The organism is Alcanivorax sp., from assembly GCF_002733835.1.
Taxonomy (GTDB): domain Bacteria; phylum Pseudomonadota; class Gammaproteobacteria; order Pseudomonadales; family Alcanivoracaceae; genus Alcanivorax.
Genome location: NZ_NVWY01000001.1, coordinates 145918 through 169107, shown reverse-complemented (window position 1 = coordinate 169107; position 23190 = coordinate 145918). Strand labels below are relative to the sequence as shown.

23 protein-coding genes and 1 pseudogene are annotated in these 23190 nt (G+C 60.5%); 13 read left to right on the top strand and 11 right to left on the bottom strand.

Going from position 1 to position 23190, the window contains the following annotated elements:
- Positions 1-139: 139 nt before the first annotated feature.
- The 10 genes from COA55_RS00810 to COA55_RS00765 form a co-directional block, all read right to left on the bottom strand.
- Positions 140-466: a hypothetical protein gene (locus tag COA55_RS00810; protein WP_290500139.1), complete on the bottom strand. Its 327-nt coding sequence runs from the start codon at positions 464-466 to the stop codon at positions 140-142.
- A 289-nt stretch (positions 467-755) separates the two neighbouring features.
- Positions 756-1439 (bottom strand): response regulator, encoded by a 684-nt coding sequence (locus COA55_RS00805; protein WP_290500138.1) that lies wholly within the window; start codon positions 1437-1439, stop codon positions 756-758.
- On the bottom strand, positions 1436-2791 hold the full coding sequence (locus tag COA55_RS00800) for an ATP-binding protein (protein WP_063539091.1): 1356 nt from the start codon (positions 2789-2791) through the stop codon (positions 1436-1438). Before COA55_RS00800 ends, COA55_RS00805 begins: the two co-directional genes overlap by 4 nt.
- A gap of 156 nt (positions 2792-2947) precedes the next feature.
- Positions 2948-3535 (bottom strand): cob(I)yrinic acid a,c-diamide adenosyltransferase, encoded by a 588-nt coding sequence (locus COA55_RS00795; RefSeq protein ID WP_290500137.1) that lies wholly within the window; start codon positions 3533-3535, stop codon positions 2948-2950.
- Positions 3535-5514, bottom strand: coding sequence for a TonB-dependent receptor (locus tag COA55_RS00790; protein WP_290500136.1), 1980 nt, complete (start codon positions 5512-5514; stop codon positions 3535-3537). The genes COA55_RS00795 and COA55_RS00790 overlap by 1 nt, the downstream gene beginning before the upstream one ends.
- Before the next feature lie 69 nt (positions 5515-5583).
- Positions 5584-6459: a 2-dehydropantoate 2-reductase gene (locus COA55_RS00785; RefSeq protein WP_290500135.1), complete on the bottom strand. Its 876-nt coding sequence runs from the start codon at positions 6457-6459 to the stop codon at positions 5584-5586.
- Positions 6460-6535: 76 nt separating this feature from the next.
- Positions 6536-7492: a response regulator gene (locus COA55_RS00780; protein ID WP_290500134.1), complete on the bottom strand. Its 957-nt coding sequence runs from the start codon at positions 7490-7492 to the stop codon at positions 6536-6538.
- Between the two features lie 105 nt (positions 7493-7597).
- A complete protein-coding gene (locus COA55_RS00775) occupies positions 7598-9142 on the bottom strand; it encodes an MFS transporter (RefSeq protein ID WP_290500132.1) in 1545 nt (514 codons plus the stop codon).
- 85 nt (positions 9143-9227) lie between these two features.
- Positions 9228-9524 carry an MGMT family protein gene (locus tag COA55_RS00770; RefSeq protein ID WP_290500131.1) on the bottom strand — a complete coding sequence of 99 codons (297 nt, stop codon included), beginning with the start codon at positions 9522-9524 and terminating at the stop codon, positions 9228-9230.
- 120 nt (positions 9525-9644) lie between these two features.
- Positions 9645-10406 carry an SDR family oxidoreductase gene (locus COA55_RS00765; protein ID WP_063520608.1) on the bottom strand — a complete coding sequence of 254 codons (762 nt, stop codon included), beginning with the start codon at positions 10404-10406 and terminating at the stop codon, positions 9645-9647.
- Positions 10407-10532: 126 nt separating this feature from the next.
- On the opposite strand from COA55_RS00765, the gene COA55_RS00760 reads away from it, so the two are divergent.
- From COA55_RS00760 to rimI, 8 genes are all read left to right on the top strand, one after another.
- Positions 10533-11234 carry a DUF2470 domain-containing protein gene (locus COA55_RS00760; RefSeq protein ID WP_063537899.1) on the top strand — a complete coding sequence of 234 codons (702 nt, stop codon included), beginning with the start codon at positions 10533-10535 and terminating at the stop codon, positions 11232-11234.
- A 201-nt stretch (positions 11235-11435) separates the two neighbouring features.
- Positions 11436-11726 carry a co-chaperone GroES gene (groES, locus tag COA55_RS00755; protein WP_063521059.1) on the top strand — a complete coding sequence of 97 codons (291 nt, stop codon included), beginning with the start codon at positions 11436-11438 and terminating at the stop codon, positions 11724-11726.
- Positions 11727-11831: 105 nt separating this feature from the next.
- On the top strand, positions 11832-13478 hold the full coding sequence (groL, locus tag COA55_RS00750; protein WP_063537897.1) for a chaperonin GroEL: 1647 nt from the start codon (positions 11832-11834) through the stop codon (positions 13476-13478).
- A 304-nt stretch (positions 13479-13782) separates the two neighbouring features.
- Complete coding sequence (gene rrtA, locus COA55_RS00745) at positions 13783-14391, top strand: rhombosortase (RefSeq protein ID WP_290500130.1); 609 nt, start codon at positions 13783-13785, stop codon at positions 14389-14391.
- Positions 14392-14407: 16 nt separating this feature from the next.
- A complete protein-coding gene (locus COA55_RS00740; protein WP_290500129.1) occupies positions 14408-16072 on the top strand; it encodes a DUF3592 domain-containing protein in 1665 nt (554 codons plus the stop codon).
- Positions 16073-16205: 133 nt separating this feature from the next.
- Positions 16206-17753, top strand: coding sequence for a 2-isopropylmalate synthase (locus tag COA55_RS00735; protein ID WP_290500128.1), 1548 nt, complete (start codon positions 16206-16208; stop codon positions 17751-17753).
- A gap of 109 nt (positions 17754-17862) precedes the next feature.
- Entirely contained in the window at positions 17863-18657 is a 795-nt protein-coding gene (locus COA55_RS00730) for a hypothetical protein (RefSeq protein WP_290500126.1), read from the top strand.
- Entirely contained in the window at positions 18638-19120 is a 483-nt protein-coding gene (rimI, locus tag COA55_RS00725; RefSeq protein WP_290500125.1) for a ribosomal protein S18-alanine N-acetyltransferase, read from the top strand. Before COA55_RS00730 ends, rimI begins: the two co-directional genes overlap by 20 nt.
- A gap of 325 nt (positions 19121-19445) precedes the next feature.
- On the opposite strand, the gene COA55_RS00720 is transcribed toward rimI, so the two are convergent.
- Positions 19446-19871: a hypothetical protein gene (locus tag COA55_RS00720; RefSeq protein ID WP_063519580.1), complete on the bottom strand. Its 426-nt coding sequence runs from the start codon at positions 19869-19871 to the stop codon at positions 19446-19448.
- A 162-nt stretch (positions 19872-20033) separates the two neighbouring features.
- On the opposite strand from COA55_RS00720, the gene COA55_RS00715 reads away from it, so the two are divergent.
- The 5 genes and pseudogenes from COA55_RS00715 to COA55_RS00695 all read left to right on the top strand — a co-directional run bounded on the left by COA55_RS00715 (position 20034) and on the right by COA55_RS00695 (position 23049).
- Positions 20034-20369: a DUF2834 domain-containing protein gene (locus COA55_RS00715; RefSeq protein WP_063519579.1), complete on the top strand. Its 336-nt coding sequence runs from the start codon at positions 20034-20036 to the stop codon at positions 20367-20369.
- A 71-nt stretch (positions 20370-20440) separates the two neighbouring features.
- A complete protein-coding gene (gene prfC, locus COA55_RS00710; RefSeq protein ID WP_063519578.1) occupies positions 20441-22021 on the top strand; it encodes a peptide chain release factor 3 in 1581 nt (526 codons plus the stop codon).
- Between the two features lie 50 nt (positions 22022-22071).
- Complete coding sequence (locus tag COA55_RS00705) at positions 22072-22302, top strand: MmcQ/YjbR family DNA-binding protein (RefSeq protein ID WP_363969067.1); 231 nt, start codon at positions 22072-22074, stop codon at positions 22300-22302.
- Positions 22303-22509: 207 nt separating this feature from the next.
- A pseudogene (locus tag COA55_RS00700) lies at positions 22510-22728 on the top strand (MmcQ/YjbR family DNA-binding protein); the annotation flags it as partial.
- A gap of 18 nt (positions 22729-22746) precedes the next feature.
- A complete protein-coding gene (locus COA55_RS00695) occupies positions 22747-23049 on the top strand; it encodes a hypothetical protein (RefSeq protein WP_290500122.1) in 303 nt (100 codons plus the stop codon).
- Positions 23050-23190 lie beyond the last annotated feature (141 nt).

Genomic DNA, 23190 nt, shown 5'->3' with positions numbered 1-23190 from the left:
CGGTCTGGAAAAGGCAATTCGCCATGCAAGCATGGCTTCCCACAGTAACGCGCTTGTCTTGTGGGAAGCCATACCCGCATCGCGAACAGAGCGGCTTTCATGCCGGTTTTAGCGTTTCGAGATAAGAATTGCCCGGACGTTACTCTCCGCGCTCCCCTTTTTTCTGTTTCCGTTTTTCTTTGCGTTCTTCCCAGCGCTCTTTGCGGTCTTCTTTAAGCTCCGCCATTTTCTCCTGCTGTTCCGGTGTCAGAATGGCGTTGATTTTCGCCTGGGTTTCATCGTGCAAGGCTTTCATTTTCTCACCCTGCTCCTCAAAGACGCTGGTCATTTGTGCGCTTTGCGTCTCCGTCAGTTCCAGTTTTTTTGTCATGTGTTCGACTATTTTTTCGCCGCCCCGATGACCGGGGCCCATGGCAAAAGCGGATGTGGTAAAAACAGCAAGAATAACGATGGCGATCTTTTTCATGGGGCTTTCTCCTTGTGACTCCATTGAGTCCCTGAATGTGATGGGGAGAGTATTGCGGCAAAGGGTGCAAGGAATATGCAGGAAATGTGGAAGAAGCAGTTACTAGCTGCGAGCAACGAGCTGCAAGGAAAATCAAAACCGCAACGGCGCCTGATTTGTGCTGTAGGAGATTCCCTTCCAGGGGCCGAACCGTGCGCAGCACGGAATCCCCGAAAGGCGATCAATCGTGCGGAACGCTCGTCTAGCGCCTCGCTTCGCGAGGTTCGACTCCTACAAGTAGGCGGAGGTGTTACGGCGTTTCCAGCCGATACCCCACCCCATACACGCTGCCTATCCAGTCATGGGATTGTGCGTCGCCATCGCTGAGTTTGCGGCGAAGCTTACGGATGTGGCTGTCGATGGTGCGGTCGGACACCACGCGGTGGTCCTTGTAGATTTCGTCCATCAGCTGGTCCCGTGACCAGATTCGGCCCGGCTGGCGGGACAGGGTGGCGAGCAGGGCAAATTCGATGGCGGTGAGTGCGATGCGTTGCTGGCCCTGGGGCTGGGTGAGGACGACTTCGTAGCGTTCCTCATCGAGTCGCAGTCCATCGTCTTGCTCGCTGGGTTCGGGATTCGCTCGGCGCAGAACGGCTTTCACTCGGGCTACCAGTTCACGAGGACTGAACGGTTTGCAGATGTAATCGTCAGCGCCCAGTTCCAGGCCCAGCAGGCGGTCTACTTCATCCACGCGGGCGGTGACCATGAGAATCGGCACGTTGCTGTGCTGACGGATGGCCTTGCACACTTCCATGCCATCGCCGTCGGGCAGCATCAGATCCAGCAATATCGCCTGAAAGGATTGCTCCCGGGCCAGGGTAATGGCGGTTTTGGCGCTGTCGGTCTGTTCGGTCTGGTAGTGGGCATGTTGCAGGTAATCCGCCACCAGCTGTGACAGGCGCGGTTCATCTTCCACGATCAGGATGCGGCTCATGGCGCGTCTCCCGGTAGCGAGATCTGGATGTGCACACCGCCCAGCGGACTGTGCTGCGCATGAAGGGTGCCGCCGTGGGCTTCGACAATGCGCTGGCAAATAGCGAGCCCCAGCCCGGCTCCCCCGGTGCGGCGGTTACGGGAGCTTTCCACCCGATACAGGTGATCAAACAGTTTGGGCAGGGCGTCGTCGGGGACGCCGGGGGCGCTGTCATCCACCGTCAGTAACCAGGTGTCATCTTTTTGCCGGGTCAGGGAAACGGCCAGCTCGCCGCCGTCGGCGGTGTACTTGAGGCTGTTCTGGAACAGGTTATCCAGTAGCTGGCGCAGGCGTACCGGGTCCTGCTGGAGCAGGGCCTGATCGGGCAAAGTCGTGCGGCAGGTTATCTCGCGTTGCGCAAAAGCGCCCCGGTAGCTGTCGAGCACGTCCTCGATAAGGCTGCTCAGATCTTCCTGACGGAACTGGTAGCGCAGGTTTCCGCCGTCAGCCAGCGCCAGGTCATGCAGGTCGTTGATCAGGTGAGTGAGCTGAGCCACTTCACTCTCCAGCCCTTTCAGGTTTTCCTGATTCAGCGGGCGGATGCCATCGCAAAGGGCTTCCAGTTCGCCCTGGAGGATCGCCACCGGGGTGCGCAGTTCATGGGCGATATCCGAGAACCAGCGTTGGCGTGCCTGCTGGCCCTGGTCCAGCCGCTCGGCAAGCTGGTCGACCTGGCGGGTGAGGGTGCCGAGTTCGTCGCGGCGGTTACTGGCCAGGCGTGAACTGTAGTCGCCTTCCTGTAGCTCCCGGGTGTGGTGGGAAAGCGCCAGAATCGGCGCGACCAGGTGGCGGGCCAGCAGCCAGGACACCAGCAGAGACAGCCCCAGGCCCACGCTCAGCATCCACAGGGCGAAGCGCAGTTGGCGGCCAATGAAGCGGCGGTCCAGTTTGTCACGAATGGCTTCCTGGTCCGGGTAGGTCAGGTAGCCCACCGTGTGTCGGCCATCCTGAATGGGCACATCGATGCGGTATTTTGCCGGAGCAGGTGGACCGATCAGCACGCGTTTATGGGCATCGAGCAGTTGCAAGTGGCGGTGGTTGCCGCGGTCGTCCTTGTCTTCCTCGCGATCACCGGCCAGCCAGTAGAGCCGTTTCAGTCGGCGAGGGTCGTCGCGCAGAAACTGCCAGGATCCCTGCTGTTGGTAGAGAGTGCCCAGGTGATCGGCCAGCCGTTCTACCTGGGATTGCTGGCGCTCGTCGAGATAGGTGTCCAGGCTGCGCACGAAGGACAGATAATAGAACCCGCTGGCCGCCACAATCAGGACCAGGAAGGTACCCAGGAAGATCAGAAACAGTTTATTGCGAATGCCCATGGCGCTACATCGTCAGTCAGGACAGTCAGTGTAGCGCGCGAGCGCTAGAGGTGGGCTGGTTTGCACAATCTTTCCATAATGCGGCTACGCAGGACATGAGGCCGTTGGCGCGTGTTTTTTACGTCAGGCGTCGAGCATGGGGCGTCCGGCACTCATTTACCGGTCCGCCTTTGGTACCCACAAGGTCTCCGGAGCTTCGTGGCGCAGGTTGATCAGGCGGGCCATGACGAACAGCAGGTCGGAAAGCCGGTTGATCAACGCCTGGCTCACCGGGTTGACGGCGTCTTCGTCGGCGTCATGCAGGGCGATAACGTGGCGTTCCAGGCGCCGCGCCACGGTGCGGCAGTGGTGGCACCAGGCGGCATCCGGGTGGCCGCCGGGGAGCACAAATTCTTTCAGCGGGGGTAGTTCGGCGTTGATGGTGTCGGCCTGGGATTCCACTTCCACCAGGTCGTGATCATCAATGACGCGGTGGCCGGGAATGGCCAGCTCACCGCCGATGTCGAACAGCATCTGCTGGACCAGGCCCAGTACCGTGTCCAGATCGGTATCCAGCGGGCGGGCGCGCAGTACGCCCAGAGCACTGTTCAGTTCGTCCAGTTCGCCCAGTACCACGATGCGTGGGTGAAACTTGCTCACCCGTGAGCCGTCTGCCAGGCCGGTTTCGCCGGCATCCCCGGTGCGAGTGATGACCCGGTTGATGCGGGTCTTGTCGTGGTTTCCGGTTCCGTTGGTATCACTCATTACAGCTCCATGCCCAGTGCGACCCGGTAATGGCGTTCCGGCAACGGGTAGAGTACCGCGTTGCTGCTGCCCGGGTTGTAGTTACCGTAGTCCGCATTGACGTTGTCTTCCAGGTTGTAGACACCGGCTTTGAGATAGAGTTTGCGATAGCGGGCCGTCAGTTGCAGGTCGGTGGTGCGGTAGTGATCCAGTTTGCGGTATTCATTGTCCACGTCGCCGTCGTAATGACGGTCGCCCACGTAACGGTGGCTGATCTGGGCGGACAGCCAGGATAGCGCCTGCCAGTCGGCAATCAGTTCCATGGTGTGTTCGGGCACCAGGGGCACGTCGTTGCCGTTGAAGGGGCCGCCATCAAAACGGGCTTGCTGGGCGCTGGCGTTGGCGGTGAAGGTGATGTCCTTGTCCAGCCGCCAGCGGGAGTTGATGCTGACGCCCTTGTGCACGGTGCGGTCGTCCAGGTTGCGATTGGCGAAGGCGATGGGGTCGTAAACGATTTCGTTATCAATCTCGGCGCGCCAGAAGGTCAGCGTGGAGTGCTGGCGCCCCTGCGACCAGCTGGCCCCGGTGGTATAGCTGTGGCCGGTTTGCGGGTCGACGGGCGGGTTGAACGGGGACAGTTCATCCACATTGGCGATGCGTACGCTGCGCTGCGCCCCGGCAAACAGCGCCAGGTTGCCGGTGAAGGTGTAGCGGATGCCGCCCTCGTACATTTCGCCGTCCTGCTCTTTGTCGGCGCCTTCTCCACTGAGCGTGCTTTCCAGCTGGCGGGCGCCGGCGCTGACAGACAGTTTCGGGGTCAGGCTGACCAGGTTGTGCAGATACCAGGCGCGTTGGCTTTGTTCCAGTTCCCGGTCGCCGAAATTGGTCCGGCTGGTGTAATCGTATTCGTGCAGATCCATGCCCAGCGTCCAGTTATGCACGGCACTGCCGGTGGCGGTCTGACCTTCCAGCTTGGGAGTGAAGCTGTAGCTGTCCACCACTGACTCGCCGTTGAAACCGCTGGAGGGGTAGCGGTATTCCTGGGTTTGGCGGCGGCGGCTGGCGTCCAGGGTGAGCGCGGTGTTGCCGGCCATGGCGATGCGCAGGCCGGGCATCAACCAGTAACTTTCCTGCTCCGCGTCGTCGTCGGGGGTGTCGGCGCCTTGCGGATCATTGTTGAATTCCATGGGGTCGCGGCCTCCCGGCAGGCCCTGGGACTGCCGGGTGCCATTGGCGGTGAAATAGGCTTCAACACGGTCCTGCTGGTAGCGTAGGTCAGCGAAGGCGCTGTCGTTACGCAGGGCGTTGTTGTCGCGATAGCCATCGCTGTCCAGGGTGCTCAGCGCCACCGCACCGCTCAGGTTGCCGTGGTTGCCGGTGGCGTAGCCGTTGCCCCCGAGACTGTTGTAACTGCCGCTGTTGATTTCCAGCCCGGCGCTGTTGCGGTAGCTGCGGCGGGTGACGATGTTGACCACGCCGCCCACGGCGCCGTTGCCGTACAGGGCGGCGCCGGCACCGGGCAATACTTCGATGCGCTCAATGGCGGCCAGAGGAATGCCGGCCAGCTCCGGGGTGGTCAGGTCGATGTTGGAGAGTCGGCGGCCGTTCAGCAGAATCAGGGTGTTCTGGTTGCCGGTGGCGCCGAAGCCGAGCAGATCCACGCTGGCGTTACTGCCGTTGATGCCATACAGGCGACTGCTTTGCAGGCCGCCCACGGTGTCGAGTAGATCCGCCAGATTGGTCGCTGGCAGGCTGTCGATGGCTTCCCGGTCGATCACCACGGTGCCGGTGGGCAGCTCGCCGGCCAGGCTGGTGTTGCGGGCGCCACTGACTTTGACCGTGCCGAGGGCGTGACGGTCGCTGGCCGCGTCCGTTGTGTCTGTTGTGTCTGTTGTGTCAGTGGGTTCGCCGGCGATCCCTTGCAACGGGGCGGCGAGTAACAGGCTGACAGCAGCAGGTAAAAAAAGCGCGGGATAGCGAGTGGCGTGGCGAGTGGACATTCATCCTCCGAACAATGGGGTCTGCACGCAGGGGAGCTTACCAGAGCCGGCCGCTGAGGGCCTGTGCGTTTATGTAGGCGTCAGGGCTTTAACCAGACGGCGGTGGGTGGGCAGGTCCAGGCCGTGGCGTTGCGCCTGGCGTAGCAGCCAGCCGTTGATGGCCTCGATTTCCGTGGTGGCGCCGCGCTGCCGGTCGGCGCGCATGGAAGAGGTGTTGCCAGCGGTAGCGCGGGCCACCTGCAGTACGGCGGAAAACGAATGGCCGGGCCAGCGGGAATCCAGTGCGGTCAGTAGTGTGTCGGCCTCGGCGCATAGCGCGCGGGCTGATTGCTGTAATGCCGGATCGTCAACGAGGGCGCCGTTGGGCACATCGTGCAGGGCGGTGAGCGGGTTGATCACCGCATTGGCCACCAGTTTTTTCCATTGCACGAAGCGGATGTCTGTTTCCCAGTGCAGGTCGGGCCAGTGGCGCTGCAGGCTTGCCAGCCATGCCGGTGGTTGTTGGGTACCGCCCAGCCAGGTGGTGTTTTCCGCCACGATGGTGTGCTGTGGTGACTGCCCTTTCACGGCGCTGGTGGTGATGGCCTCCAGCACAGGGGTGCCAGGGGGAAGCAGGCCATCCAGCGCGCCCATGCCATTCTGGAAACGCAGTACCTGGGTGGTGCTGTTCAGGTGGCCGTCCACCCGGCGTAAGGCCGCCTCTGTGTAGGGCGTTTTGCTGGCCACCAGTAAGTGCGCGATGGAGCCGGACAATTGTGCCGGGCTGACGCAGGGCAGGGTAAGGGATGCGCTTCGGTCAGCAAAGATCAGTTGCTTGTGGCTGGGGGGGGCCGGGTTGTCGGTAACGATGCTGACGGTATGGCCCGCACGGGTCAGATACCAGGCAGCCAGCGTGCCCATGTTGCCGGCACCGAGCAGGTACCAGTGTGGAAGGGATTCAGTCATGGGGCGAATGGTAAGCCCTGACGATCATTAAATGGAGCGTTTTTCTCTGCGTGTGCGTCTCCGGTCGCCTGGTATGTCAGGCGCAGGAGCTCGCTGCAGAGGAGACGATCCGTTTTTCCGCCAGGGCCTGCTCCAGTTCCAGCGTTGCTTGCTCCAGCATGCCGTCCGCGCTGTTGTTGCCGGCGGATGCGGCCAGCGCAATGCTGACTTGCAGGCTGAGAAAGCCCGCTGCGGTCTGGTAGGCGCGGTGGTTCAGGTTGTCGTACAGGCGCCGGAAGCTGGTGGGGTCGCAGTGGCTCAGCTGTGGCTGATAGGTGATCAGTGCGAAGTGATCCTGCTGCAGGCGGCACAGGTGATCCATGGGGCGGACCGATTGGCGCAGGCGCCGACTGAAGGCGAGGACGCCTTGTTGCATGACCTTGTTGCCGCGCTGGCGTTGTTGTAGCTCGAAGTCTTCCAGGCGCATCAGCAGCATGCAGGCGGCGCCGCCGCGTTTCTGGGCGTGTTTAAGTGTGCTGTCCAGTGCGCGCAGGGCATCCTGGCGATTACCAAACCCGGTGAGCGGGTCGATCAGGGCCTGGCGTTTGAGCTGGCGGTTTACCGTCAGCATGCGCTGGTAGTCGGTCTGCACCCGGTTATGGCGCTGGATAATGCGGTCTGCGGCCATCACCCGGTGTTGCAGCTGTTCGGTCATGGCAGATTTGGAGACAAAATCGTCCACGCCCTGATCAAAGGCCTGTTGCAGGGCGTCCACCCCTTCGCGGGCGGTGAGTAGCAGCACATAGGTATAGCGGTTGTTGGCTTCGTCGTTCTGGCGGATGCGGCGGGTCAGCTCCAGGCCGTCCATGCCGGGCATCAACCAGTCTGCCACGACCAGGTCGGCGGGTTTCTCGGCCAGCTGGCCAAGGGCATCGTGAGCGCTGTGGGCATGACGGATGCGGGTATAGCCGGCGGTGGCCAGAGTGCGGTTGACCACGGCGGCGGAAAAACGGGCATCGTCCACAACCAGTATGTCGAGTTCGGAGACGTTCATTGGCTTTCTTGTTGTTTTTTGTAAGTCTCGACTATAGCCGGTTTGTGAATTGATTGAAAAGTATACTGTGAACGGGTCGATCTTTCGTGGTTCCGGGCCTGGACCTCAGTCCCGGAAAGCGCTGTGGCGCTGGATCAGGTAGATCAGGCCCAGCACCGGTACGCCCATCAGGCTGGCGAGCAGGAAAAAGCCCGGGTAGCCCAGGTTGTCCACCATGCTGCCGGAGTAGCCGCCGATGGTTTTGGGTAACAGCGTCATCAGCGAGCTGAAGATGGCGTATTGCACGGCGGTGAAGGAGACATTGGTAAGCTGCGACAGGAACGCCACAAAGGCGGCACTGGCTAGCCCGGCGGTGAGATTGTCGGCGGAGATCACCGCATAGAGGATGCGGATGTCGTGGCCCGCATAGGCCAGCCACAGGAACAACAGGTTGGTGGCCACGGTCAGGAACGCCCCCAGGTAAAGCACCCGGATCACGCCGTGACGCATGGCCAGAAGCCCGCCCAGAAAGCCGCCGGCAATGGTCATGAATAGCCCAAAGGTTTTTACCACCCCGGCAATTTCGTTTTTGGTGAAGCCCATGTCTTCAAAGAAGACGTTGGAGATGACCCCCAGCACAATATCGGAAACGCGATAAAACCCCACGAAAACCAGCAGCAACAATGCCAGGCGTTTGCCATAGCGCTGGAAAAAATCTTTTACCGGGTCGAGATAACTTTCCTGTACCAGCTGCTTGTCATATAGCGGGGTCAGGGAGAGTAGCTTGATCAGGGCGGCCACCAGCGTGATCGCCAGGGCCAGACGCAGGCTTTCCACCACCAGACCGGACAATGCACCGTTATTCACCGCGTCAGTGAGTGTCTGACGGAGCGTGGCGGCGGACTCGGCAGTGAATACGTAGATGCTCACAAAGGCGGCGATACCGGCCACAAACAGGGTCAGGAACTTGAGGTACTGGCGGCTGGTGTACTGCGCGTTGGAGGGCCGGTGGTTTTCCGGTTCGCGAATGATCAGGGTGGTGATGGCCCCGACCAGCATGGTTAGCGCCATGATGGCATAGGTGCTTTGCCAGGCGGCGTAGCTGTAGGACTCGCTGGTGGAGCCCAGCCAGCTGGCCAGTACCAGTGAGCCGGCTCCGGAGGTGAGCATGCCGATTCGGTAGCCGGCGATATAGGACGAGGACATCATCGCCTGTAATTTTGCCCCGGCGGATTCAATCCGGTAGGCATCGATAACGATATCCTGAGTGGCGGCGGTGAAACCGAGCAACACCACCGCAAAGGCCATTAGGTTTAGCGCGCCGGGCTGGGTCGGGTCGACCAGGGAGATGCTGAAAATGGCGGCGGCGACGGCCAGTTGTGCCACCAGTAACCAGGCTCGCCGCCGGCCCAGCCAGCGGGTCAGCGCTGGCACCGGCAAGCGGTCAATCAGTGGCGCCCAGAGGAACTTGAATGAGTAGGCCAGTGCCGCCCAGCTGAAGTAGGTCACCGTGGAGCGGTCTATGCCTGCTTCGCGCAACCATAGCGATAACGACGAGAAAATCAGCAGCAACGGAATGCCCGCCGAAAACCCGTAAAAGAACATGGTGGCCACACGGGGGTGCAGGAAGGCTTTCAGGGATTGCTGCCAGCTGGTTGATTGTGGGGGCATAGGACTCTTAACGGGTATTGCCGATTGGCGAAAGGCTCATCATAGACACTTTGTTCGCAGGGGGCGATGTGGGTTCAACAGCCTGCTACAGGAAATACTGTCTGGGCACGCGGTCGCCCAGCACCGGAATATTTTCATCGAGTAGCCGTTGTGTCTGAATCTCCCCCGAGGGGGTGCCAGCCAGGGCAATACAGCCATCGGCGCGCAACACCCGGTGCCAGGGCAGGCGGGTGTCCTTGGGGAGCTGGCTCATCAGACGGCCAACAAAACGGGCATGACGGGGAAAGCCCGCCTGTTTTGCCACGGCGCCATAACTGCTGACGTGCCCGGGGGGAATAGCGGCGACGATCTGGTAAACGGCATCTCGGAATTCAGGATTCATAAGGGCAGCTTCTAGCGACTAGCTTTGAGCTGCAAGTAAAAATGCAGAGCGCAATAAAAAGAGGAAATCGGTGTCAGTCGATTTCCTCTTTTGGGTTGTAGCATCATGCGTCCGGCGTTGTTATCGCAGCCCGCCGTCCATATCGATGCAGCGACCGGTGAAATAGTCGGTCTCGAAAATAAAGGCCACGCTGCGGGCAATGTGCTCGGCTTCGCCCAGACGTTTGAGGGGCACCGCCTGTACCAGGCGCTCGCGGGCTTCCGGTTTCATGGCGGCCAACATGTCGGTGTTGATGGTGCCCGGCGCCACCGCCCCGGTGCGAATGTTGTAGCGGGCCAGTTCTTTCGCCCATACCTCGGCCATGGCGGCCACGCCGGATTTGGCGGCGGAGTAGTTGCTCTGGCCGAAGCTGCCCTGGCGGGCCAGGGAGGAAATGTTGACGATCACGCCTTCCTCGGCGCCGGTTTCGACCATCTTGGCGGCGGCCTCACGGCCACACAGGAACACCCCGGTCAGGTTTACGTCGATCACGGCCTGCCACTGTTGCAGGCTCATCTTGCTGACCAGCTCTCCGTCTTTGGCCTTGATCAGCAAGCCATCACGGGTGATGCCTGCGTTGTTGACCAGGCCGTGCAGGGCGCCGAAATCGGCAACCACATTGTTGAACAGGGCTTCCACCTCTTCTTCTTTGGCCACATTGGCCAGGTAGGCACGGGCTTCGCCGCCAGCGGCTTCACAGGCGGTCACGGTGGCGTCCAGGTCTTCCTGACTCAGGTCCACACAGGCCACTCTGGCGCCTTTGCCGGCAAAAAAGGTGGCGATGCCACGACCCAGGCCACGGCCGGCGCCGGTCACAACAATCACTTTCTGGTTCAGTTCCATGGTGATTCCTTACACTGTCGGTTCACGTTGCAACGGATTATGGTGAGGTGCAGCGGGCAGGCCAATGACCGGATTGCTCAGGCCCGCCGTAAAACGGGAAGCTGGAAAAGGAGAGCAGGACCCCATATGCATCAGGAAGCAGAAGCCCAGTCGTTTATCTATCAGCACAGCCATGCGGCACTGGCCACCGTGGACGATGAGGGCGCGCCGTTTGCGTCTGCTGTCAATGTGGTCCCGGACCATGAAGGGCGCCTGTTGATGCTGGTCAGTGCGCTGGCGGCGCATAGTGTGAACCTGGCGGCCAACCCGGCGGCATCACTGGTGTGGGTGGAGCAACAGCACAGCGACTGGCAGGCGGCCATGCGGTTGACCGTGTCCGGCGAGGTGGTGGCTGTGCCCCCGACCGAGGGGGAGCGTTACTTTCAGGTGTTTCCTCACGCCCGCGAGTACCTCCAGCTGGATTTTCATTTTCTCGCGTTGCGCCCGAAGACGGCGCGCTGGATACCAGGTTTTGCCCGGGCGACCTGGTTGAATGCCGAAGCGCTGGTGCAGCCGTGGGGCTGGGACCTGGCCCGTGAACAGGCCATGGTTGGCCACATGAACGACGACCACGCCGAGGCCATCGATCACTACCTGGCCTTGCTGGGGGCGCCGGGGCAGGGGGCGCAGATGTTGGCCGTGGACCCCTGGGGTGCGTGGCTCTGGCACGAGGCGCGGTTGCGTCGGCTACCGTTCCCGGCCCGGGCGGAAGACGCCGGGCAGGTGCGCGAGACATTAGTGATGTTGGCGCGGACCCGGCCGGAGGATTTTTTCCTCGCCCGCCCTTGAATCCCGCCGTTACGACCCCATCCCACGCCCAGCAGGCAGGCAAGAGGCCACCGGCTAAGGCCGGTATTTCCTGTTGACTGTTCTGGCGTCCTTACTATGATTAGCACTCGACTCGTTAGAGTGCTAATTGCGACTGTCGAGCTCTACCCATCGGGGAAGCGGCTCGGGTGTCAACTGAACTAACTGGGAGTTTAAGGAAAAATGAGCATCCGTCCTTTGCATGATCGCGTGCTGGTTCGCCGTGAAGAGGAAGAAACCAAATCCGCTGGCGGTATTGTGCTGCCCGGTTCCGCTGCCGAGAAGCCGTCTCGTGGCGAAGTGATCGCCGTAGGCAATGGCAAGATCACCGAAAACGGTGATGTACGCCCGCTGGACGTGAAAGCCGGCGACAAGGTGATCTTTGGCCAATACGCAGGGTCCACCGTGAAGGTGGAAGGCGAAGAGCTGCTGATCATGAGCGAAGCCGAAATTCTGGCCGTCGTTGAAGGCTAAACGCTGAATACGGCCCGGGTAACTCTTCCGGTCAAGACAGACATCGAACGCCCGCAAGGGCATTCAGCCCATCACTGGGTAAAGAATCGCAGAGGTATATAAAACATGGCTAAAGAAATTTTGTTCCGTGACGAAGCGCGTCAACGTATGGCCAAAGGCGTCAACATCCTGGCTGACGCCGTCAAGGTCACCCTGGGCCCGAAAGGCCGCAACGTGGTGCTGGAAAAATCCTTCGGCGCTCCGTCCATCACCAAGGATGGCGTCTCCGTTGCCCGCGAAATCGAACTGGAAGACAAGTTCGAAAACATGGGTGCTCAGATGGTGAAGGAAGTGGCATCCAAGGCCAACGACGAGGCCGGTGACGGCACTACCACTGCCACCGTGCTGGCTCAGGCATTCGTTAACGAAGGCCTCAAGTCTGTTACCGCTGGCATGAACCCCATGGACCTGAAGCGCGGCATCGACCAGGCCGTGGCCGCCGTGGTGGAAGAGCTGAAGAAGCTGTCCACCCCGTGTGACAACACCAAGAGCATCGAGCAGGTGGGCACCATCTCCGCCAACGCCGACAAATCCGTGGGCGAGATCATTGCCCAGGCCATGGAAAAAGTGGGCCAGGAAGGTGTTATCACCGTTGAAGAAGGCCAGTCCCTGCAGAACGAGCTGGACGTGGTTGAGGGCATGCAGTTTGACCGTGGTTACCTGAGCCCCTACTTCATCAACAACCAGGAGAAGATGCAGGTCGAGCTGGAAGACCCGTACATCCTGCTGGTAGACAAGAAGATCTCCAACATCCGCGAACTGCTGCCGGCCCTGGAAAATGTGGCCAAGGCAGGCAAGCCGCTGCTGATCATCGCCGAAGATATCGAAGGCGAAGCGCTGGCGACCCTGGTTGTGAACAACATGCGCGGCATCATCAAGTGCGCCGCCGTGAAAGCGCCGGGCTTCGGTGACCGTCGCAAGGCCATGCTGCAGGACATCGCCATCCTCACCGGCGGTACCGTGATCAGCGAAGAAGTGGGCCTGAGCCTGGAGAATGCGTCCCTGGAAGATCTGGGTACTGCCAAGAAAGTGAACATCGACAAGGAAAATACCACCATTGTTGATGGCGCTGGCCAGCAGGCAGATATCGATGGCCGTGTGGAACAGATCCGCAAGGAAATCGAGAATTCTTCTTCTGACTACGACAAGGAAAAACTGCAAGAGCGCGTGGCCAAGCTGGCCGGCGGTGTTGCGGTAATCAAGATCGGTGCTGCTACCGAAATTGAAATGAAAGAAAAGAAAGCCCGTGTGGACGATGCCCTGCATGCGACCCGCGCTGCGGTAGAAGAAGGTGTGGTACCGGGCGGCGGTGTGGCGCTGGTACGCGCTCTGGCCAACGTTGGCACCATCAAAGGTGACAACGACGAGCAGAACGCCGGTATTGCCCTGACCTTCCGTGCGCTGGAAATGCCCCTGCGTCAGATCGCCTACAACGCCGGCGCTGAAGCGTCTGTGATTGTGCAGGAAGTGCGTAATGGCAAAGGCAACTACGGCTACAACGCGGCCACCGGTGAATACGGTGACATGCTGGAAATGGGTATCCTGGATCCTGCCAAGGTAACCCGTTCCGCGCTGCAGGCAGCGGCTTCCATCGCCGGCCTGATGATTACCACCGAAGCCATGGTGGCGGACAAGCCGGAAGAAAATGCCGGTGGCGGCGCTCCGGACATGGGCGGCATGGGTGGAATGGGCGGTATGGGCGGCATGATGTAAATCAGCCGGTCATTCGACCATTGAAAGCCTTAAAGAGACCCCCGCCTTGTGCGGGGTTTTCTTTTTTGGGGCAGAAGCGAGTTGAAAGTTCAAAGTGTGAAGTTGAAGCGCGGGGTCGGGAAGTGCCACCCGCAAACCGATGGCCGCCGCGATTCCTGTGCCAAAGCAGCGCCATACCAAGGCGCCCTCGTCGCGGCTCAAGCGCTTGCCGATTGGCACGAGTTTTAACCGCGTTTGAACTTTACACTTTGAACTTTCAACTCCCCCTTCCCATAATCCCCTTTCACACCTGACAGGCAACTACATGCAAGCCAGAGACAACAAACTCCGCCCGCACTTTGCCCTGGTGGTCGCCACCATGGTGGTGTTGGGGCTGGCGCATGCCTGGGTGAACCCTTGGCTGGCGTTTGATCGGGCAGCGATTGAGCAAGGGCAGGTGTGGCGACTTTTTACCTGCCATCTGGTGCATCTCAACCACTGGCACATGCTGCTCAATTTGGCGGGTCTGGTGCTGTGCGGCTATTTTTTCACGGATCTGCTTGATCGGGTCCGTTTCTGGAGCTGGCTGCTGTTTTGTGGATTGGTCACCGGCCTGGCGTTGTATTTTCTGGATACCGGGTTGCAGCATTATGTGGGGCTGTCCGGTATCCTCCATGGCTTGTTGGTCTATTGCCTGCTTCAGGGCTGGCGGGGGAATCCCTGGTTGCATTCACTGGTGTTGCTGGTGATTGCCGGGCGCATTGTCGGTGAGCAGCAGGCAGGCTATGACGTGGAGTATCTCCGTAGCTGGATCGACGGGCGGGTTTATGTGAATGCCCACCTGTACGGTGCCCTGGCCGGAGTGTTGTTGTTTGGGGGAATCACGGGTGTCGAATACGGCAGAAAACGCAGAACAGGAAACACAGAAAGATAATAAAGCATCAGGGTGCATGACCATCCTGTTTCCCGGGGTTTTCCTGGTGGCAGGCCTGGCGGTGATGTTCTTTGTGGGGCTCAAACCCGCCTTTCAATACTGGCAAGCCGGAAGCTGGGACCGGGTGCCGGCCACCGTGCTTAGCAGTACGCTCAATCGCAGTTATTCCGACGGCTCCACCACCTACAGCGTCAGCGCCCGCTACCGTTATGACTATCAGGGGCGCAGTTATTCCAGCAGCACCGTGAGCCAGTACGGCGGCAGCGATAATTTCGACGATTACTGGCAGCGTCTGGCCGGGCGGCTGGAACGCGCGCGTTCCCGTGGCAACACGGTCATGGCCTGGGTCAATCCGGCGAATCCGTCCGAGGCCTTTCTGGATCGCACTCTACGCTGGGGCTCATTGGTGTTTGGTCTGGCTTTTGGCGGCGTCTTTGCCTTGGTGGGGGGCGGCCTGATGTTCCTGTTTAACCGGGGCAGTAAGGGCAAGGCGGATCTGGCAGAAGGGGGGGCGTACCACAGTAATGAGAAATCCGGGCACTGGTTCCTGGTGGGCTTCGGCGCCATTTTCATCCTGCTGCCATCGCCGGCCTATCTGGCGGTCTGGGACAAGGTCAGCGGGGGGGACTATGCGATTCTGATGGTGCTGCTGTTTCCTGCCGTGGGCGCAGGCATTGCCTGGGCGGGCTGGAAGATGCGCAGCAACTATCGGTTTTTCGGTCCCACCCCGCTGGAACTGGACCCGGAACCCGGCCATGCCGGTGGTCAGGTAGGGGGCGCCATCCACTTGGGCAAGGCGTTGTCCCGTGACACAGATATGGATGTGTGGCTGAGCTGCATCCGTGGCAGGGAGAGCGGCAGCGGCAAGGACCGCAAGACCGTGGAAGACATCCTCTGGCAGACCGACCAGCGCGCCCTGTGCCAGCCCACCCAGCAGGGCAGCGATATCCTGTTCTGTTTCGATGTGCCGGCGGAACAGCCGCCGTCATCCGGTAGCGGTCGCAATTATATCTGCTGGCGAGTCGAGCTGGAGGGCATGGTTGAAGATCGTAAGCTGAAACGCAGCTGGGATATCCCGGTAGTGGCAGGAGAGGGCGAGAGCCGTTTCCGGCTGCCGGAGTCCCACGTCATGGCCGACCAGCGCGAGCGGCAGGTGGAGGCACTGGAATCCGCCAATGAGCAGATACGGGTGGAGCAGACCAGCCAGGGCCTGCATCTGCAAAGCCGTCCGGGCCGCCACCTGGGGATGAAACTGGCGCTGCTGGTGTTTGGTGGCATTTTCGCCGCCGTGGGCACCGGGCTGTTTATCGCCGCCGCCAGCGAAGGCTTTATGTTGTACTTCATGGGCAGCATTTTCGGGCTGATCGGCTATCTCATTGTGGGGATCACCGTGTTCACCCTGGGCAGGGGGCTGGATGTGTGGATTCGCGGTGGCGAAGTGCGCAGCCTGCGTCGCTGGCTGGGAATCCCCGTGTTTACCCGCAAGGGCCAGTTGCTGCGGGCAGAGCAAGTGGTGCTGAAGACGGGCATGAGCAGCACCAGCAATGGCCGCCAGACCGAGTACATGGCGTTGATCGCCGAGATCGATGGCAAAAAGATTCGTTTGGCTGAGGGCATCGCCGGGCGCGAAGCGGGTGACGCCTTACGTGAAGCCGTGCTGCGCACCCTGCGACTGGTGTAAACTGTCCGCAAATCTGAATCCTTGATGTAGGAGCGTGCTTGCACGCGAACCCTTGCCCAGCCTGGTTCGCGTGCAAGCACGCTCCTGCAGCCAAAGGGGCGATCCAGTGCCCCGACAATGTGCGAGAGATCCCATGAGCAAAGAACGCCTGATTATTTTCGATACCACCCTGCGTGACGGCGAGCAGAGCCCCGGTGCTACCATGGATCAGGATGAGAAGCTGCGTATCGCCAAGGCTCTGGAGCGCATGCAGGTGGATGTGATCGAGGCCGGTTTTGCCATCGCCAGCCAGGGGGATTTCCTGTCGGTGAAGGCCATCGCCGACACCGTGCGCGAATCCACCATTTGCTCGCTGGCCCGCGCCAAGGCCTCGGATATCGACCGGGCGGCAGAAGCGCTGGCCGGGGCGGAATCCGGGCGGATTCATACCTTTATCGCCACCAGCCCGATTCATATGCAGCACAAGCTGCGACTGGAGCCGGATCAGGTCATCGAACACGCGGTGGCGGCGGTCAAGCATGCGCGCAACCATATGGGCGACGTGGAGTTTTCCTGTGAAGATGCGGGCCGCTCCGAGATCGACTTCCTGTGCCGGATTATCGAAGCAGTGATTGATGCCGGTGCACGCACGATCAATATTCCGGACACCGTGGGTTATGCCATTCCTGAGCAGTTTGGCGATACCATCAGCCAGCTGCTCACCCGCATTCCCAATGCGGACAAGGCGATCTTTTCCGTCCATTGCCATAACGACCTGGGCCTGGCGGTGGCCAATTCCCTGGCGGCGGTGCAGGCCGGTGCGCGGCAGGTGGAATGTACCATCAACGGGTTGGGCGAACGGGCAGGCAACGCTTCCCTGGAAGAGATCGTCATGGCGGTGAAAACCCGTCAGGACCTGTTCAATGTGGACACCGGCATCAATGCCAAAGAGATCGTGCCTACCTCGAAAATGGTGTCACAGATCACCGGCTTCCCGGTGCAGCCCAACAAGGCCATTGTCGGCGCCAACGCCTTTGCCCATGAGTCGGGCATCCACCAGGACGGGGTGCTTAAACACCGCGAGACCTACGAGATCATGTCCGCCGAGGATGTGGGCTGGCACACCAACCGCATGGTGCTGGGCAAACACTCCGGCCGCGCCGCCTTCCGTGCCCGCCTGGACGAGCTGGGCATCGTGTTTGCCTCGGAAGCGGCCATGAACGAAGCCTTCCTGCGCTTCAAGGATTTGGCGGACAAGAAGCACGAAGTGTTCGACGAGGACCTGCAGGCGCTGGTTAGCGACACCAAGCGGGCCGTTGAACAGGAACGTTTCAAGCTGGTTCTGCTGGAAGCGACCGCGCGCACCGGGGAAACCCCGCAGGCCCGTATTGTCATGGCCATTGATGGTGTTGAACAGGACGCTACCGCCACGGGTGCCGGCCCAGTCGATGCCGCCTTCAAGGCGATTGAAAAACTGGCGGACAGCCACAGCACCCTGCAACTGTATTCGGTTAATGCGATTACCGCAGGCACCGACAGCCAGGGGGAGGTGACCGTACGCCTGGAGAAGGGCGGCCGTATCGTTAACGGTCATGGTGCGGATGTGGACATCATTACCGCCTCGGCCAAGGCCTATCTGAATGCCCTGAATCACTTCGCAGCTGGCGTGGAACGGGCCCACCCGCAGGCAGCGGATGTATGATGTGCTTGCCTGACGCCGAATGCCGGATGCCTGACGGTCACTCGCGCCGTGGAGTTCTTTTTAAGTGGTGCGTGGTGTGTCCGGCGTCTGGCGGCACCGGAGGTGCTTCATGAACGAAGCGCAGCGCCAGAGTTACCTGAAAGCCATGGGGCTGACGCCCTGGGTGGCTCGTGTGGCTTTGCCCGGGGCGGCGCCGTCACCGGCATTGGACTGGCCAGAGGAAGAGCAGGCTAATGCTCCTGCATCGCCAGGGCCTGCTGTTGATGTGGCGGTGCCGTCCCGTGCAACTGTCGATGCTCCCTCGGGCACCCCCGAACTCGGCCCGGCAGCGGCGGCCGATCCCGAGCCTGAGGGATCGGCCGCCGCTGCATTGGCGAAAGCGCCGTCTGCCCGTTCCGTGGCACCTGCTCAAGAGCCGACGAAGGAGGAGGCCCCTGCGCCCGCCAAGGCGAAGGTGAAAGGGCTGACCTTTACCCTGGAAGCCCATCTCGGCGGCACCACCTGGCTACTGTGTGCCCAGGAAGACAGTCAGGCACCCGGGCTGGGGCGTTTCGAAGCCCCGTTGATGGCCAACCTGCTGGCGCTGTTCCAGGGGCGCCCGCAACGGCCGCGCCGTTTCTTCTGCCCGCTGACGGAGCAGCCCATGCCGGCGGACGAAGCCGCCCAGGCGTTGTCCGCCTTTGTGGCCGGGCTCAGTGAGCAAAGTGGGGGCGAGCGTGTGTTGTTATGTTTGCCGGAAGCGCTGGCTGAAGCCCTGTTTGAACAACCCCGTTATCAGCCCTTCGAGCTGGGACGGCTGCCGGCGCTGGTGATCAGTAGCCTGGCGGAAATGCTGGCTGATCCGGTGCAGCACAAGTCAGCCAGCTGGCAAGCCATGCAGGCCCATGGCTACGATGGCGTTTGATCCCGTCGGCCCGATCCGGGCCATGCAGGAATCGGATCTGGAGGCGGTGCTGGAGATCGAAAACGCCGCCCAGCTGACCCCCTGGACCCGCAACCATTTTCTTGATTGTCTCGGTAATGCCCATTATCTGTGCCAGACGGTGGAGCTGGCAGGGCAGCCTGCGGCCTTTCTTATCCTGTCACGCATTCTTGATGAAACCCATGTGCTCAATATCGCCGTGGCGCCTGCCCGGCAGCGCCAGGGGGTGGCCCGTCAACTGCTGAAACAGGCCATAGACGCGGCCCGCCGCGATGCAATGAGTGTGATCTACCTGGAAGTGCGGGAAAGCAATCACCGTGCCCGGGCGTTGTATGAGTCACTGGGCTTCACGGTATCGGGGACACGCAAGAATTATTACCGCCGGGGTGACGGCCACGAAGATGCAGTGCTGATGCAGTGCCTGCTGGCCTCGGGGCATAAATAGCTACGAGCTGCGAGAAAGCAGATAGGAAAGCAGATAGAGAGAAGCGGAAAACTCGCCAAGCATCGGTCTTTCTACGAAGCCGCAGTAGGAGCACCGTTTAGGGTGCGAACCTCGCGCAGCGAGGCCAGCGGCCAGGGCGGTCAGGAGGGATGGGTTGCAAAAGATATTGCGGGTAGACTCGAACTCCTGTCGCTTCGCTCTGTTCGTCCCCTGGAAGGGAATTCCTACAGTAAAACCCATCTTTGATTTCGCGGGTAGGGCGGTTGCCAGGTGGCACCATCCGCAACCGCGTTGCCGCGTGTAACGTGAAGCCTGCAGCGGCTTATTATTCCAGCGGCATCCAGCCCTTTTCCGTATCCCGGAATTGGATCACCCGCTGACGCTGGAAGGTGTCGCCTTTCTTGAAATTACCATGCTCCACCCGCAGCGCGCTTAACGCCATGATCATGGCGAATCGGTCCAGGCCGGAGAGATCCTCGTTCCCTTTTACCTGGTTGGTATAGGTACTCAGATCTTCCTGGGCCTCCAGGTTGTAACTGACTTCCACGGTGTAGCGGCCATCGCCATCTTCGTAACCGTTTTGCTTTTCCACATCGGTAATTTCAAGCAGACCATCCAGGTGGGCGTTGCGCATCTCGGCTTCCAGGGCCTTCTGGGCATCACTGGCATCGGGGCTGCGGCTGCAGGCGCTCAACAGGGTAAGGGCGAGCAGGGCGGTCACGATGTGGACGCAACGAACGGTGGCAGACATGGCGGTGTCCTGATCAGGAAAAGGGAATCGTCACTCTAGCATCGCTTCCTTCGTCAACCCAATGGCTGAGTGTTTCATCGGCTTGCCAGGCAAAAACTGGACACCGGGGCAACGAATGCCAAGGATAGACGTAACTGGATACCTACCAAGGAGTGGTTGCTCATGTCAGAAAGCCTGTTTCGTCGTCTGTTGATCCTGGTCGCGTTGATTTTCTGTGGTGCTTTTGCCGTGCTGGTGGTTCCACCGCTCATGGCTAACCCGGATGTGCTGGGCGCCGCTGCAAGCGGTTTCGTCAATCCCTATGCGGCTGGCTACGCTACGGATGTGATTCTGTGCTGGGTGATTCTGGCGATCTGGGTGCTGTTCGAGCGCCAGCGTTACCAGGTGCGTGGTGGCTGGCTGGCCCTGTTGCTGGGCGTGGTGCCCGGTGTGGCGGTGGGTTTTGCCTTGTACCTGCTGATGCGCCAGCGCCAGTTGAAAGGCTCTGGATTGGTTTGAGGGGTGGGAAATGAGGCGGTGAAGGCTGTTATACTCGCGCCCTCGAAATACCCAGTCAGAGATTGAGCCCCATGAGCCTGCAAGACCAGGTGGCCAAGCGCCGCACCTTCGCGATTATTAGTCACCCGGACGCCGGTAAAACCACCATTACCGAAAAACTGCTGTTGTACGGAAACCTGATCCAGAGCGCGGGTACCGTAAAGGGCAAAAAGTCCGGCAAGCATGCCACCTCTGACTGGATGGAGATGGAGAAGGAGCGGGGCATTTCCGTGACTACCTCGGTGATGCAGTTTCCCTACAAGGATGCCACGGTTAACCTGCTGGACACCCCTGGCCACGCGGACTTCTCCGAAGATACCTACCGCACCCTCACGGCGGTGGACTCGGCGCTGATGGTGATCGACGCCGCCAAGGGGGTGGAGCAACGGACCGTCAAGCTGATGGAAGTGTGTCGCTTGCGTGATACGCCGATTCTCACCTTCATCAACAAGCTGGATCGGGATGTGCGCGATGGCATCGACGTGCTCGACGAAATCGAGGACGTGCTGAATATCGAGTGCGCGCCGATCACCTGGCCCATTGGTATGGGCAAGAGCTTCAAGGGGGTCTACAACCTGCTCACTGACACCACCGTGCTGTACAAGACCGGTCAGGGTCACACTGTGCAGGACGTGCGCGAGGTGAAAGGGCTCAATAATCCCGAGCTGGATGAGGCCGTGGGCGCTGACTACGCCGAGGAGCTGCGCGACACTCTGGAGCTGGTCCAGGGCGCCAGCCACGAGTTCGATCTGGAGCGTTTCCTGGCCGGCAAACTGACCCCGGTTTTCTTCGGCACCGCGCTGGGCAATTTCGGCGTTGACCATATGCTCGATGGCCTGGTGCAGTGGGCGCCGCCACCGCAGCCTCGCGATGCGACGGCTCGCACCGTGGCGGCCGATGAGCCCAAGATGACCGGCTTTGTGTTCAAGATTCAGGCCAACATGGACCCCCGCCACCGTGACCGTATTGCCTTTATGCGCATTTGTTCTGGCAAGTACCAGAAGGGCATCAAGCTAAAGCAGGTGCGTACCGGTAAGGACGTGCGTATTCCCGATGCGCTGACTTTCCTGGCCGGTGAGCGTGATAATGTGGACGAGGCTTTTTCCGGTGACATTATCGGGCTGCATAACCATGGCACCATTCAGATCGGCGATACTTTCACCGAAGGCGAAGAGCTGGCCTTCACCGGCATTCCGCACTTTGCACCGGAACTGTTCCAGCGGGTGGTGCTCAACGACCCGCTCAAAAGCAAGCAGCTGCACAAGGGCCTGACCCAGCTGGCAGAAGAGGGCGCTACCCAGGTGTTCTTCCCGCTGCGTAACAACGATGTGATTCTCGGTGCAGTGGGTACCCTGCAGTTCGACGTGGTGGCTGCGCGTTTGAAAGGCGAATACGGGGTAGATTGCCGTTATGAGCCGGTGAGTGTGGCCACGGCTCGCTGGGTGGAAGCCGATAGTGAAAAAGACATGTCTGCCTTTGAACGCAAAGCCTACGATAATCTGTCCCGGGACGGTGCCGGGCACCTGACCTACCTGGCGCCCACGCGGGTGAACCTGCAACTGGCCCAGGAGCGACACCCGGATATCCGTTTCCGTGAAACCCGGGAAATATGAGGGTCGCGGTAGGTGCGTCACCGGTTCCTGCATAAAACCCGGAGAAAAACATGGATGTTGAAGCAGCGCGGCGCTATCTCCTTGGTAAGCCAGAGGCAATAGAAGACTTTCCTTTTGGCCCGGATGTGGCGGTGATGAAAGTACGCGACAAGATGTTCGCGACGCTGGGGCAGGAGAGTGGCGAAGGGCGCATGAATCTGAAGTGCGATCCGGATCAGGCTCATGCAGGCTGTTGGAAAGCCCCTTACATACTCAGTCTTCCAGGCTGGCTCGCAATCTAGGCGCAATGTTGAAGGTGTGTGTCCACCCATCGAGACATTGCAACAACGAGTGCGGGCCAGCCTGGAAGACCCGGAGGGCGAGGCCAGAAGGGCACATCTGCTGCGCTTTGTCGCTAGGAAAGGGAACCACCCTGCCCGTCGCGACAAAACACAACAGCTGCACCCTTCTGACCACGCTGAGTACGCAAGGGGCTTTCCAACAGCCTGCTAGCGCTGCGGGACATCTTTTCCTCCGTGCTGCCCGGCTATCACATGAACAAGAAACACTGGAATACGATCAAACTGGATGGCTCCATTCCCGAGGGGGAGATTCAGCGCATGATTGACCATTCCTTCGCGTTGGTGATCAAAGGCTTGTCGAGAAAAGTGCGTGAAGGCATGGAAGTGCGCCACGGCCGTGAAGCACTCTATGGCGGACAGAACTGAACAGGCAGGGAGACAGCAATGGCGGTAGTCATCGGTGGCGTTATCATTATCTGGCTGGGCCTGACCATGGGCGCGGCAGGCTTGCGCTGGTTGGCTGTGGAGCTGCATTACCCGGCCCGTCTGGCTGCACCGGTGTTGCTGGCGGTGCTGGAAACAGTGCTGTTCTTGTTGTTTGTTCCCGGCACGGCGTTGTTGCCGCCAAGCTGGGGCTGGCCCATGGCGGGTGGTCTGGTGGCCGCGGCCTGGCTCATCAACGGCGCCGTCGCCGGCCTGGACTGGCATCGCAATCGGCCGGTGAAAGAATCTCCGGCGACAGAATAACCCCCAGCGTTTTATTGCCACTGTAGAACGTGCTTGCACCCGAATTGCATTAGCAGCGAGGGACCAGGTTCGAGTTTCGAAAAGTTTTTCCCCTCGTGCCTCGTTTCTCGCAACCCGGACCTGAGCGTTCGCGCCTCAAGT

Bases quoted from the DNA above. Each gene is read 5' to 3' on its own strand.
- rimI (WP_290500125.1), top strand. From the start codon at position 18,638: ATGGCTACGATGGCGTTTGATCCCGTCGGCCCGATCCGGGCCATGCAG.
- COA55_RS00795 (WP_290500137.1), bottom strand. From the start codon at position 3,535: ATGAGTGATACCAACGGAACCGGAAACCACGACAAGACCCGCATCAAC.
- COA55_RS00715 (WP_063519579.1), top strand. From the start codon at position 20,034: ATGTCAGAAAGCCTGTTTCGTCGTCTGTTGATCCTGGTCGCGTTGATT.
- rrtA (WP_290500130.1), top strand. From the start codon at position 13,783: ATGCAAGCCAGAGACAACAAACTCCGCCCGCACTTTGCCCTGGTGGTC.
- COA55_RS00790 (WP_290500136.1), bottom strand. From the start codon at position 5,514: ATGTCCACTCGCCACGCCACTCGCTATCCCGCGCTTTTTTTACCTGCT.
- COA55_RS00705 (WP_363969067.1), top strand. From the start codon at position 22,072: ATGGATGTTGAAGCAGCGCGGCGCTATCTCCTTGGTAAGCCAGAGGCA.
- COA55_RS00735 (WP_290500128.1), top strand. From the start codon at position 16,206: ATGAGCAAAGAACGCCTGATTATTTTCGATACCACCCTGCGTGACGGC.
- groES (WP_063521059.1), top strand. From the start codon at position 11,436: ATGAGCATCCGTCCTTTGCATGATCGCGTGCTGGTTCGCCGTGAAGAG.
- prfC (WP_063519578.1), top strand. From the start codon at position 20,441: ATGAGCCTGCAAGACCAGGTGGCCAAGCGCCGCACCTTCGCGATTATT.
- COA55_RS00810 (WP_290500139.1), bottom strand. From the start codon at position 466: ATGAAAAAGATCGCCATCGTTATTCTTGCTGTTTTTACCACATCCGCT.
- COA55_RS00780 (WP_290500134.1), bottom strand. From the start codon at position 7,492: ATGAACGTCTCCGAACTCGACATACTGGTTGTGGACGATGCCCGTTTT.
- COA55_RS00760 (WP_063537899.1), top strand. From the start codon at position 10,533: ATGCATCAGGAAGCAGAAGCCCAGTCGTTTATCTATCAGCACAGCCAT.
- COA55_RS00720 (WP_063519580.1), bottom strand. From the start codon at position 19,871: ATGTCTGCCACCGTTCGTTGCGTCCACATCGTGACCGCCCTGCTCGCC.
- COA55_RS00775 (WP_290500132.1), bottom strand. From the start codon at position 9,142: ATGCCCCCACAATCAACCAGCTGGCAGCAATCCCTGAAAGCCTTCCTG.
- COA55_RS00740 (WP_290500129.1), top strand. From the start codon at position 14,408: ATGACCATCCTGTTTCCCGGGGTTTTCCTGGTGGCAGGCCTGGCGGTG.
- COA55_RS00800 (WP_063539091.1), bottom strand. From the start codon at position 2,791: ATGGGCATTCGCAATAAACTGTTTCTGATCTTCCTGGGTACCTTCCTG.
- COA55_RS00770 (WP_290500131.1), bottom strand. From the start codon at position 9,524: ATGAATCCTGAATTCCGAGATGCCGTTTACCAGATCGTCGCCGCTATT.
- COA55_RS00730 (WP_290500126.1), top strand. From the start codon at position 17,863: ATGAACGAAGCGCAGCGCCAGAGTTACCTGAAAGCCATGGGGCTGACG.
- COA55_RS00805 (WP_290500138.1), bottom strand. From the start codon at position 1,439: ATGAGCCGCATCCTGATCGTGGAAGATGAACCGCGCCTGTCACAGCTG.
- groL (WP_063537897.1), top strand. From the start codon at position 11,832: ATGGCTAAAGAAATTTTGTTCCGTGACGAAGCGCGTCAACGTATGGCC.
- COA55_RS00695 (WP_290500122.1), top strand. From the start codon at position 22,747: ATGGCGGTAGTCATCGGTGGCGTTATCATTATCTGGCTGGGCCTGACC.
- COA55_RS00765 (WP_063520608.1), bottom strand. From the start codon at position 10,406: ATGGAACTGAACCAGAAAGTGATTGTTGTGACCGGCGCCGGCCGTGGC.
- COA55_RS00785 (WP_290500135.1), bottom strand. From the start codon at position 6,459: ATGACTGAATCCCTTCCACACTGGTACCTGCTCGGTGCCGGCAACATG.